Below are 12,400 nucleotides of genomic sequence, written 5' to 3'. Positions count from 1 at the left end.
GCAAATTCTTGGTCTTATTTCAACGGTGAATAGGACTTTTAGGAACCGCCGTATCGGATCCACATAAAATATGGTGTGAGTATACGGGGGCTGCTCGCCCCCTATTACTCGCTTGTCTCTGGATTGATATAACTAGAATTGCCGTGCCAGCTCTTGGTAGGTTTTCCGGTTCCACAGGCTCCACGGCGCCTCGTCCGGCGGGAGAGAGATCAGCCGCACCAGCTCCTTGGTCACCGGATGCGGAAAGCCGACATACAGCGACCACAAAGCGATCTGTTGGCCCGGCTTGTTGAAGGCCTGTCCATACTTCTGGTCGCCGTAAAGCGGGCAGCCGATATGGCTGAGCTGCACCCGGATTTGATGGGGGCGCCCTGTGAGCAAGGTTACCTTAACCAGGGCGAGGCTGTCGCCTGGGGCTGTGCCGATGACCTCATAATCGAGAATGGCCTCTTTGCCGCCGGGGGTACCCTTGGCAACGACGGAGACGGTGTTCGTGCGCTCATTTTTCAAAAGCGTGTTTGTAAGGCGCCCCTGCCGCTTCGCAGGCATGCCGTGCACAATCGCAAGGTAGGTTTTATCGAAGTTGCGGCTGCGGACGGCCTCGGATAGGCGGGAGGCGGCTTTCGACGTTTTCGCAAAGATCATCGCTCCGCCTACAGGCCGATCCAGCCGATGGACGAGTCCCAAATATACATTGCCCGGCTTCTCATACCTCGTCTTAATATCCTCCTTCAGCAAGGACAGCAGGTCGGGGTCGCCGCTCGCGTCGCCTTGTGTAGGGAGGTTGACCGGCTTGACGATCCCCAGGAGATGATTATCCTCGTATAAAATTTCGAAGTCCGATTCTGCTGCCGTCCGGCCTTCCTTGAAGCTATTCGTAGTCATGGATTATTCCTCCCAGCGGCCGAGGATCCCGCAAGGAAGGTTCAGTCCGGAATTCGTTATCGGCAGACCGATTTCGCCTGCGGAAATGCTGCCCCCATACCGATTCTGTACCGTCATCGACAAGATGTTTTGCAGCACGGTTGGAGATATGCCCGTCGTATAAGAGTTGATCAGGAAGAAGAGAGGCTTGTCCGATAGAATGGACAGGCATGACTCCACGAACGGATATAAGCTGCTCTCCAGCTTCCACATTTCACCGCCTGGTCCCCGTCCGTAGGAAGGCGGATCCATAATGATCGCATCGTAGCGGTTACCGCGCCGCTGTTCACGCTGGACAAATTTGAATACATCGTCCGTAATGTAACGGATCGGCCGATCGCTAAGTCCGGATAAGGCGGCGTTCTCCTTGGCCCATTGGACCATCCCTTTAGCGGCATCGACGTGAACGACGGACGCGCCAGCGGAAGCCGCAGCAACAGTAGCGCCGCCCGTGTAAGCGAAGAGGTTCAGCACCTGGATCTTGCGGCCTGCGCCTGATATTTTGTCCATCATCCAGCTCCAGTTCGCCGCTTGCTCCGGGAATAGGCCCGTATGCTTGAAGCTCGTAGGGCGAATATAAAACTTTAGCTGCTCGTACGATATCGTCCAGCGCTCGGGGATTTGCTTCTTCATCTCCCACTGCCCGCCGCCTGAGGAGCTGCGATGGTAATGGCCGTGCACATTTCTCCATTGCTGGGATTCGTGATGAATCGGCCAAATGATTTGCGGATCGGGTCGGCGCAGAATGATGTCTCCCCAGCGCTCCAGCTTTTCCCCGCTTCCCGTATCAATGATTTCGTAATCTTTCCAGTTGTTCGCTACATGCATCAGTTAATCCATCCTTCCAAATATCCTCTAGAGGCAACCTATCAATGAAAACGGCAAGCCGCTTCATATGGCGTAAATTACGCTTGCAAACCTTCGGATGTTATTGTACCTCATTATTCCACCTCCATGCTACCAATTGTAGAAATGGCGTGCTCTAGAGACCCGGAAAAAATAAATTTTAAAAAAAATGAAATTCCCTGTTGACGTGTAAGCGCTTTTAAAATACAATAAAAACGTATTAGCAAAACGTTTTAGCAAAACGTATTAGCAAGGTGGGCAGGAGAACGGTGAGGAGCATAAGCGATTGGATTTAGGCATCTTGTCCACTATCGCTGTGTTACTCCAAGCGTTATTACATTCAGCTAGACAGGGCTGATTTTGAGAGCCAGAGGCTTTAGTCTGCAAGGTTGCAATGCAACTATGATTCACAGGCGGAAGCAAGACGTGTTCGCGAATGTGTGTTAATGAATTGATCTTATCTCGCCTAAACATATACAATGGATTAGGATATTTTGCCAATATGATGAAAGTTATGAGGTGTTATTAGCATGGCAAGCATTAAGGAAATAGCCCAACTTGCAAAAGTATCGCAGGGCACGGCCTCCATGGTATTGAATGGCAAAGGGGATAAGTACCGGATATCCGCCGCAACGCAAGCGAAAATATTAGAAGCTGCCAGAGAGCTTAATTATCAGCCGAATATTTCGGCCAGGCGGCTACGTAGTGGGGGAGAAACGGTGCTGCCGATCATTGCCTTGTTCTGGACGCTTGATACGCGGACGGCACTTGTTGGCCGTTACCTGAAAGGCTTTCAACACGCTCTGAACGAGCTGGAGGATGAATATGAGCTATTGATCCAGCCATACGTCGGCACCAAATTGCATGAGGTGAGAAGCTTAGTAACGGGAACGCGGTTCAATGGAGCGATCATTGCCAACTCCACCGAGGAGGATGACGAGTTTCTCGAGCAGGCCGATTTAAACGTCCCGATCGTGCTGCACCAACGTGAATCAAGCAAATATTCATCGGTTAACGTCGATAGCCGGAAGAGCGGCGAGATGGTGGCAGAGAGATTATATAGGAGAAATCACAAGAAGGTGGGACTGATCGTTCCGGACGTTTCCTCCAAAGCAATCATGCTGCGCAGGGAAGGATTTCAGGATAAAGCGGCTGAGCTCGGCCTGGAAATCGAAGAGGAGCATCTCATGTATGAAGACTTCTCGGAGCAGGGCGGATATGAAGCGGTGATGAGAATGAAGGAGCAGTCAGGCTCGCTGCCTACCGGTGTATTTGCGATCAGTGATCAGATGGCCGTAGGCGCGCTGAAGGCGTTGAATGAAATCGATGTCAAAGTGCCAGAGGACATGGAAATCATTGGGTATGATAACGATGAAGTTACCAATTATACTATACCTACACTATCTACAGTTCATCTGCCGGTAGAAGAGATGGCGAAAGAGAGTCTGAGAATGCTGACGGATATGATGCTGTACAAAACCAATGTCAAGGTTCATAAAATGTTCGAGACGCACATCGTAACCCGTAAATCCTGCGGGGAGTAAGTCGGCCAGAAGCTGAAGGCATCGCAGCTTTGTTTCATAGCTAATCGGGAGGAAGCGGTGATAGTTTTCTCCCTGGTTAGATGAAATACAAAAATACACCATCATTCACGACCTGAAAGGGGGTGAGCGTTAAATCTGGAACCTATAAAAGAAAGCGCTTACATTATTTTGGCAGGTTTGGCAATCAGATTTAATTAATCCTTAGAGGGGGATAAACATGAGAACAAAGAGATGGCTTGCAAGTTTCCTTACTGTAATGCTGTTAGCTTTACCGTTGGCAGGTTGTGCTGCCGACCCAAAACCGCAATCAGCGAATTCACCGGCATCAGCGAATGACGGCGGCAGTGGCAAGGTTGTCAACATCGATTTTTGGGGCGGTTGGACAGGGCCTGACCTCAATACGATGGAAGGACTAGTTAACAAGTTCAATCAGGAACAAAGCGGCATTCATGTTGAATTCACTTCCTTGCAGTGGACTCCGCTGTTCACTAAATTTTTGACGGAAATGAAAGGCGGTAATCCGCCGGATGTATTGGTCATGCATCCATTTGAGCTGGGACAGTTTGTGGAAATGGGCGTCCTGGACAGCGAGCCGATTGCCGACGTCGGCATGGAGTCGGGGAATTACTCCTCCTTTGCCTGGGGCGGTACGTTCTATAAAGGGGAGCAATATGCGGTTCCGCTAGACGTTCACATGCATGGATTGTATTACAACAAAGAGCTTTACAATGAAGCAGGGATCACTCAGCCTCCTTTGACAGGCGACGAGCTGATTGCAACAGCCCAGAAGCTGACGATTGACAACAAAGGCAAACGTGCCGACGAGGAAGGCTTTGACGAGAACAATATCGTGCAGTACGGGCTTGGCTTCTCCATGAACCACCATGTATTCTATCAAATCTATGCTTTATTGAATCAGCAGGATCATAATCCGTTCACGGAAGATATGAAAGCGGTTGAATTGGACGAGGACAAGATGGCTAATGCCATTGCTTTCCTGCAAGATCTTGTATTTAAATACAAAGTCGTGCCTAAAGGCGAGAAATCCCCGGTTGATGATTTCATGGGCGGCAAAGTAGCAATGTTCGTTGACGGGCCATGGCAAATGCCGAAGCTGGAGGAATCCAACATCCAGTGGGGAAGCGCACCTTATCCTAAAGTGTTCGACAAACCAGCCGCTTGGGGAGCTGCTGAAATACTTACCTTCCCGATCAAGAAAAATAGTGATCCCGAAAAAGCCAAAGCGGCGATCGAATTCGTCAAATGGCTGGACAGCAACTCCGGCGAATGGGCTAAATCCGGCCAGCTTCCATCAAGCAATGTCGGTATGCAAACGGCCCAAAGCATGGAAGGCAGAGAAGCATTCATAAACAGCCTGGATAGCAGCGTTCTGCTTCCATCTCATCCGAAAGCAGCGCAAGTTTTCTCTAGTACGGCGCCTAGCCCGATTCTGACTGCTGCTCAGGATGCTATTTTGAACAATAAAGATCCTCATGACATTGCCAAGCAATTGAAGAAGGACATGGACAGTCTGCTTCAGGAATAGATCATTTGCTGCATCGCAATTGAAATGGGCACGAAACAACTCGATACGGCATGGCATCAAGGATGACGTTGGCCTTGTCGTATCGGGCTCATGTACCACTCTATATGAAAGTAATATAACCATAGTGGTAGAAAGGTTGACAACTTCATGAAATCACAAGGAAAAGTCGCGGCTCTTTTCTTGCTGCCTTATTTACTCGTATTCCTTGTTTTTCGCTTTGGACCGAGTGTGGCAGGGCTGTTCATCGGCTTTATGAAATGGAATATCGTTGGCGATGCCGAGTTTGCCGGGCTGGCCAACTTCAAGAAGCTGTTTAATGATCCAATCTTTTGGGTCTCGCTGAAAAATACGCTGCTGTTTCTCGTATTGACGCTGCCTCCGCTGATCGTATTCAGTCTATTGATGGCGGTACTGTTGAACCAGAAGCTGCGCTTCCGCAATGCCGTAAGAACGATCTCGATCATTCCTTACGTATTGATCCCGGCTGTCGTCGGTATTATTTGGAATTGGCTTTACGACAACAACTTCGGCATTCTCAATTACTACTTGAAGCTGATTGGCCTCGGGCCGATCGAATGGCTGACCAGTGAAAAATGGGCGCTGTTCTCGATCGCTCTTGTCACCGTATGGTCGTACCTTGGCTACAACATGATTCTGTATCTTGCCGGTCTGCAGGATATTTCGGCGGACTTATACGAGGCGGCCAAAATTGACGGAGCCACAGGCGCTCAGGCGTTCATGAGAATTACCTTGCCTATGCTGAAGCCGATTACCTCAATGGTGATCACGCTGACCCTCGTAAATACGATTCAAATTTTCGACCAAATTTTCGTCATGACGAACGGCGGACCGGGAACGGCTACGCTCACATTGGTGCAATATTTATACGGAACCGCATTCCAGAACTACAATCTCGGCTACGGCTCTGTACTCGGTATTGCGACATTGGTCATTTTGATCGTTTTTGTGCAAATTCAATCCAGATTGCTGAAGCTGGATGACTAGGGGAGGCTCACGGCATGAAAATAAAAAACACTTTGATCTACATTGTCATGGCGTTCATCGGTGTCATATTTCTGTTTCCCTTGCTGTGGTCTGTCGTTTCCTCGCTAAAGCCGGAAGCGGAGATTATGAATTACCCGCCGAAATGGATCGCCGACTTCACGTTCATCAATTATAAATCCGTACTGGCTCAGTATCCGTACACCGGCTGGATGATGAACAGCTTAATTATTACTGTACTGTCCACGTTATTCGTGCTAGTGCTGACTACGCCGGCGGCTTATGCCTTTGGACGGCTCAACTTCAAGGGGAAGAAGGTTATTTTTACGCTGATCGTCTCCATGCTGCTTATCCCGATTCAGGCGTATATCGTTCCTTTATTCCTGCTCGTTTCCGAATTGAAGCTGCTGAATACATTTGCGGCGCTGATTCTGGTAGCTGGAGCGAACGTCATCAGCGTGTATATTTTGACCAGCTTCTTCAAAGGAATTCCGAATGAACTGGAGGAAGCCGCGAGAATCGATGGCTGTAAGGATTTCGGGATATTCTGGAAGGTGATGCTGCCTTTAACGAAGCCTGCCGTGTCTACAGTAACGATCCTGATGTTCATCTCGAACTGGAACAACTTCCTGTGGCCGATGATCGCGATTCGCGCGAATGCCCTAAAGCCATTGACGGTAGGGATCGCGCAGTTTATGGGTGGAGCGAATTCAACCGCCCAATTCCAATACGGCACATCGCTGGCCGCTGCCTGTATGGCAATCATACCGTCCGTGATCGTGTTCTTGTCTTTGCAGCGCTACTTCGTGGAAGGGATCACGAATTCAGGTATTAAGGGTTGATGTACCGGGCCGCGAGTTGGCAAGTTGAAATCTCAGGGGGGAATTATCGGCATGTTTAATGAGATAACGAATGAACTAGTAATGGGTGAGGACAAACCTTTTGCGAGTTGTCATGCTTCACATCTAGCTGTCCTGCCTGGCGGAGACATATTGACCGTGTGGTTTGCAGGCAGCAGGGAAGGTGCGGATGACAGCGCGATCTGGTGCTCACGCCGGACAAAAGGGAAATGGTCGCAGCCGGTGCAAATTGCCGCAGGAGTGGAGGAACCATGCTGGAATCCGGTACTTATGAATTTACCGGGAGGCGAGCTGCTGCTATTTTACAAAATCGGACGCCTGATCAAGGAATGGCGAACGCTTTATCAAATTTCCAAGGATGAGGGAAAAACCTGGTCGGAGGCAAGTGAGCTGGTTCCCGGAGATCGGGGCGGCAGAGGCCCGGTTCGCAATAAGGTGGTTGTCCTGTCGGATGGAACCTGGATCGCTCCGGCTTCGGTCGAGGACGGAATTTGGACGTCGTTCGCAGATCGCTCGCAGGATCAGGGCATAACCTGGCAGCGGAGCGAGGACATTGGCATCGCCGGAATTAATCGGAGTGACATCCAAGCGGTAAGAAGCGATATTCCGGTGTCGGAGCAGTCTTTTTATGGCCGAGGGGTCATTCAGCCCTCCGTTTGGGAGTCCCAGCCAGGCCAGGTTCATATGCTGATGAGAAGCTCGGAAGGCTTCATTCATCGCAGCGATTCGCAGGATGGCGGCGTCCATTGGAGCGCGGCTTATCCGACGACCGTCCCGAATAATAACAGCGGTATGGATGTGGTTCGTATGGATGACGGCACCCTGGTGCTCTGCTGCAACCCGGTCGGGATTAATTGGGGCCCGCGCACACCGCTTGTATTGCTGGCGTCCTCGGATAATGGGCTGACCTGGACCGAGGAGGTCGTGCTGGAAGACGGCGAGGGGGAATTCTCGTATCCGGCGATTATAGCACATGGAGATCATATCTACCTGACCTATACATGGAACAGAGCCAATATCGCCTATAGAAAGTACAGTAGAAGCTGAAAATCATCCAGGTGATCGCGATCCGATTTTTGAGCATTTTGTTGAGGCGACAGGCATGGGATAGGAATTAATTGTTGTTATTGACTACATTCGTGGAGGGAACATAGATGTTGAATCAACCGAAATCACATATTTCGGACGGTGTGTGGCCGACGATGGTCACGCCGTTCAAAGAGAACGGAGAAATCGACTTTATTGCCCAGGAACGGGCGATCGAGTGGTATATCCGGCAGGGCGTAGACGGCCTGTTCGCAGTTTGCCAATCGAGTGAAATGTTTCACTTAAGCTTGGAGGAAAGAGTGAAGCTGGCCTCCTTTATTAAGGAAAAAGCAGCCGGGCGAGTGCCCGTTATCGCATCAGGCCACATTTCTGACGGCTTCGAAAACCAGGTTGAGGAACTGAAGGCTATGGCCGCAACAGGGGTCGATGCGCTCGTACTGATCACGAACCGATTGGCCCTAGAAAATGAGCCGGATGAGGTATGGAAGGATAATCTGGAGAAGCTGCTCGGCCAATTGCCGGAGGATATTCCGCTAAGCTTCTACGAGTGCCCTCATCCCTATAAAAGAATCATTTCCCCAGAGCTGCTCCAATGGTGCGCAGGCACGGGCAGATTCCACTTTTTGAAAGATACTAGCTGTGATACGGACAATATTCGGCAGAAGCTGGAGGCCGTGCAAGACAGCTCTTTGAAAATATATAACGCCAACACAGCGACGCTGCTGGAGACGCTTCGGCTTGGCATTGCGGGGTACAGCGGTGTAATGGCGAACTTCCATCCCGACTTATATGTTTGGCTGCTGAGAAATTGGGAGAACGAGCCGAAAAGGGCGGAAACACTCATTAATTTTCTCAGTATGACCTCTCTTATTGAGAGACAATTATACCCGGTAAACGCCAAGTACTATTTAATGCTGGAAGGCGTTTTTGATAACTATCACTGCCGGGTGAAGAACCATCAAGATTTCACGGCAACGAACCGATTGGAAATTCGTCAGCTGCATCAAATGTCCAAGCAGTTATCAGAGCAATTCACTTTATAAGGACTTGGTAAGGAGGATTATTCATGAGTACACCGATGATAGTAAACCGACTGGAAGGGGATATGCCTAAAATAGGCATTCGTCCGGTCATAGACGGACGGCGCGGCGGAATCCGCGAATCGCTGGAGGAGCCGACGATGAATTTGGCGCTGGCCTGCGCCCGTTTTCTCTCAGAAAATCTCCGTCATGCCAACGGATTGCCAGTAGAATGCGTGGTGGCGGATACGACGATCGGCGGAGTGCGGGAAGCGGCCAGCACGGCTGAGAAATTCCGCCGGGAAGGGGTTGGCGTAACGATAACGGTAACCCCATCCTGGTGCTACCCGCTAGAGACGATCGATACGGATCCATGGATGCCAAAGGCGATTTGGGGCTTTAACGGAACGGAGCGTCCAGGAGCAGTCTATTTGGCGGCCGCGCTTGCAGCCCACAATCAGAAAGGATTGCCTACGTTCAGCATCTATGGACGGGATGTGCAGGATATTGGCGATGATACGATTCCGGAGGATGTACAGGCCAAGTTGCTGAACTTCGCCAAGGCAGGACTAGCTGTAGCGACGATTCGCGGGAAATCCTATTTATCGATGGGGACGGTGTCGATGGGGATTGCCGGCTGCATCGTGGATGAAGGGTTCTTTCAGAATTATCTCGGCATGCGCAATGAGTACGTCGATATGACTGAGTTTATCCGGCGAATGGAACGGGGCATTTACGACAAGGAAGAATATGAGCGCGCATTGGCCTGGACGAAGGAGAATTGCAGAGAAGGGGAAGATATTAACCCGCCGGAGCGCCAAAGATCGGCTAAGCAGAAGGCGGAGGATTGGGAGACGGTGGTCAAAATGGCGCTGATCGCCCGCGACCTGATGGTCGGCAATCCAAAGCTTGCGGAGATGGGATACGGGGAAGAAGCCGAAGGGCGCAACGCCATTGCCGCTGGATTTCAGGGACAACGAGCGTGGACGGATCATTTGCCGACCGGCGACTTTATGGAGGCGATCCTCAGCAGCTCCTTTGATTGGAACGGGATTCGCGAGCCGTTTATGCTGGCTACGGAGAATGACAATTTGAACGCGGTTACGATGCTGCTGGGCCATCAATTGACGAACGCTGCGCAAATCTTTGCCGACGTGCGCACATATTGGAGCCCAGAGGCCGTCGAGCGGGTAACCGGGAAAAAGCTGGAGGGACGCGCAGCAGGCGGAGTGATCCATCTCATTAATTCCGGCCCGGCTTCTTTGGATGGTACAGGCCAGCAGGCGGTGAACGGTCAGCCGGCCATGAAGCCGTTCTGGGAAATCAGTGACGAGGAAGCTCAGAAGTGTCTTGATGCGGTATCCTGGTGCTCTGCGAAGGATTTTTTCCCGTCCGGCGGTTTTTCAACGGATTTCACGACACGTGGCGGCATGCCGCTGACGATGGCCCGGATCAACCTGATCCATGGCATCGGCCCGGTGCTGCAAATTGCCGAGGGATATTCCGTGGAATTGCCGAAGGATGTGCATGACGCGCTTGATCGCCGATCTGATCCGACATGGCCGACGACTTGGTTTGTGCCGAGATTGACCGGCACGGGAGCTTTTAAGGATGTATACGCCGTAATGAATCATTGGGGCTCCAACCACTGTGCTGTCAGTTATGGTCATATCGGCTCTCAGCTGATTACGCTTGCTTCTATGCTGCGTATCCCGGTAAATATGCATAACGTAGCCGAGGAGGATATTTTCCGGCCAAGCGTTTGGTCAGCCTTCGGTGCTGATGATCCGACCGGGGCGGATTACCGGGCATGTGCTGTCTTTGGGCCTCTATATAAGTAATTTGCCGGCAAGGAGAGGAGAGAAGCGAGGGAGGAGCATGGATATGGACGCACGCTATGTACTCGGAATTGATTATGGCACTGAGTCGGGGCGGGTTGTGCTTGTGGATGTGAGTGATGGACGGGAGGTAGCCTGGCATGTGACGCCTTATCCTCACGGCGTTATGGATGTGGAGCTTGCGGAAACCGGAGTCAAGCTGGGCGCGGAGTGGGCGCTGCAGCATCCTGCGGATTACGTGGAGGTGCTAAGACAATCCGTACCCGAGGTTTTGAAGATTTCCGGTGTCCAGCCGGAACGGATTATCGGCATCGGCGTTGACTTTACTTCCAGCACGATACTTCCCGTTGATCAGGATGGGAACCCGTTATGCTATGCCGAGCAGTTCCGTCATGAACCGCATGCTTACGTGAAGCTCTGGAAGCATCATGCCGCCCAGCACGAGGCCGACCTTATCAATGAGCTTGCGGCTGCACGGGCAGAAAGCTTTCTCGGAAGGTACGGCGGCAAGGTGTCCTCGGAATGGATGACGGCCAAAGCTCTGCAAGTGCTCCGGGAGCGCCCGGATATTTATGATGCTGCAGATCGCTTCGTCGAGGCTGCGGACTGGATCGTATTTGTCATGACTGGGGTTTTGAAGCGCAATAGCGGCTGCGCGGGCTATAAATCGCTTTGGCATCGGAGAGAGGGATACCCGTCCGCGGATTTTTATCGGAATTTGGATTCGCGCTTTGCCGCATTTGCCGAGACGAAGCTGCGGGGAGATATTGTGCTGCTGAGTGAGTCGGCAGGCGTGCTCACGGAAGAGGCGGCAGGCATGATGGGCCTGCGCCCAGGCATCGCCGTCGCTCCGGGCATTATTGACGCCCATGCGGCAGTCCCGGGAGCTGGAGCGACTGCACCTGGGGATATGGTGCTGTCGATGGGAACCTCGTTATGCCATTTGCTGCTGAGCGAACGGGAAATTCAAGTGGAAGGCATTTGCGGCATCGTGGAGGATGGCATTATTCCCGGGCTGTATGCTTATGAAGCCGGGCAGCCGGCTGTAGGGGATATGTTCGGCTGGTATGTGAAACAGGGAGTACCCGCTTATGTGGAACGACAGGCTGAGCAGGCGGGCGTATCGCTTCATGAATGGCTGGAAGCCAGAGCGGCTGAGCTGCTGCCGGGTGAGAGCGGATTGATCGCGCTCGATTGGTGGAACGGAAATCGCTCCAATCTGGTCAATTCCGAGCTTAGCGGCATGATTGTCGGACTTACACTGCAAACAAGACCGGAGGAAATTTACCGGGCTCTGCTGGAGGCTGCGGCATTTGGCACTCGTCATATTATCGAGGTGTTCGAAGCTGCCGGGGTAGAGGTGAAGGAGCTATACGCCTGCGGCGGATTGCCGCAGAAGAACAAGCTGCTGATGCAGCTATATGCGGATATTACCGGACGGGAGATTAAAATTGCCGCCTCGGCGCAGACTCCGGCATTAGGCGCAGCGATGTTTGGCGCGGTAGCAGCCGGTTCCTCGCTCGGCGGCTATGACACGATCGAGGAAGCGGCAAAACGCATGACTCATCTCCAGGAGGAAAGCTACTCGCCGAATTCAGGTCATCAAGCGATTTACGATGAGCTATACAAGGAGTATCGCCTTTTGCATGATTATTTTGGGCGGGGCAGTAATGAAGTCATGCCGCGATTAAAGCAGCTGCAAAAAAAGGCCGTTAAGAGCTTTTAAGCTTCAAGACAATGCGGCAGCAATCCAGAGATTGAACCGTAATTCATG

General features: G+C 51.6%; 10 protein-coding genes. 8 read left to right on the top strand and 2 right to left on the bottom strand.

Annotated elements, in window-relative coordinates:
- Window positions 1–132: 132 nt before the first annotated feature.
- Together ACE3MQ_RS03405 and ACE3MQ_RS03400 are read right to left on the bottom strand one after the other, a co-directional pair.
- On the bottom strand, window positions 133–885 hold the full coding sequence (locus tag ACE3MQ_RS03405; protein WP_379390598.1) for an RluA family pseudouridine synthase: 753 nt from the start codon (window positions 883–885) through the stop codon (window positions 133–135).
- A 3-nt stretch (window positions 886–888) separates the two neighbouring features.
- Window positions 889–1,752 (bottom strand): class I SAM-dependent methyltransferase, encoded by an 864-nt coding sequence (locus tag ACE3MQ_RS03400; RefSeq protein WP_379390596.1) that lies wholly within the window; start codon window positions 1,750–1,752, stop codon window positions 889–891.
- A 548-nt stretch (window positions 1,753–2,300) separates the two neighbouring features.
- Between ACE3MQ_RS03400 and ACE3MQ_RS03395 the strand changes: the two genes are divergently transcribed.
- The 8 genes from ACE3MQ_RS03395 (at window position 2,301) to ACE3MQ_RS03360 (ending at window position 12,352) form a co-directional block, all read left to right on the top strand.
- A complete protein-coding gene (locus ACE3MQ_RS03395) occupies window positions 2,301–3,314 on the top strand; it encodes a LacI family DNA-binding transcriptional regulator (protein WP_379390594.1) in 1,014 nt (337 codons plus the stop codon).
- Between the two features lie 217 nt (window positions 3,315–3,531).
- Complete coding sequence (locus ACE3MQ_RS03390; protein WP_379390592.1) at window positions 3,532–4,860, top strand: ABC transporter substrate-binding protein; 1,329 nt, start codon at window positions 3,532–3,534, stop codon at window positions 4,858–4,860.
- A gap of 147 nt (window positions 4,861–5,007) precedes the next feature.
- The gene (locus ACE3MQ_RS03385; protein ID WP_379390589.1) at window positions 5,008–5,865 is read left to right on the top strand and encodes a carbohydrate ABC transporter permease; all 858 of its coding nucleotides are present in this window, start codon (window positions 5,008–5,010) and stop codon (window positions 5,863–5,865) included.
- A 14-nt stretch (window positions 5,866–5,879) separates the two neighbouring features.
- Window positions 5,880–6,704, top strand: coding sequence for a carbohydrate ABC transporter permease (locus tag ACE3MQ_RS03380; protein ID WP_379390587.1), 825 nt, complete (start codon window positions 5,880–5,882; stop codon window positions 6,702–6,704).
- A gap of 51 nt (window positions 6,705–6,755) precedes the next feature.
- Window positions 6,756–7,769 (top strand): sialidase family protein, encoded by a 1,014-nt coding sequence (locus tag ACE3MQ_RS03375; protein WP_379390585.1) that lies wholly within the window; start codon window positions 6,756–6,758, stop codon window positions 7,767–7,769.
- A 107-nt stretch (window positions 7,770–7,876) separates the two neighbouring features.
- Window positions 7,877–8,812 carry a dihydrodipicolinate synthase family protein gene (locus ACE3MQ_RS03370; RefSeq protein WP_379390583.1) on the top strand — a complete coding sequence of 312 codons (936 nt, stop codon included), beginning with the start codon at window positions 7,877–7,879 and terminating at the stop codon, window positions 8,810–8,812.
- Between the two features lie 23 nt (window positions 8,813–8,835).
- Window positions 8,836–10,629, top strand: a complete 1,794-nt coding sequence (locus tag ACE3MQ_RS03365) for an L-fucose isomerase (protein WP_379390581.1) — start codon at window positions 8,836–8,838, stop codon at window positions 10,627–10,629.
- A 43-nt stretch (window positions 10,630–10,672) separates the two neighbouring features.
- Entirely contained in the window at window positions 10,673–12,352 is a 1,680-nt protein-coding gene (locus tag ACE3MQ_RS03360; RefSeq protein ID WP_379390579.1) for a ribulokinase, read from the top strand.
- The last annotated feature ends 48 nt before the right edge of the window (window positions 12,353–12,400 follow it).

Origin of the sequence: Paenibacillus lentus, assembly GCF_042714055.1 — a bacterium.
Taxonomy (GTDB): Bacteria; Bacillota; Bacilli; order Paenibacillales; family Paenibacillaceae; genus Fontibacillus; species Fontibacillus lentus_A.
The sequence above is the reverse complement of the archived record's forward strand: the minus strand, read 5'-3'. Positions and strand labels throughout refer to the sequence as shown.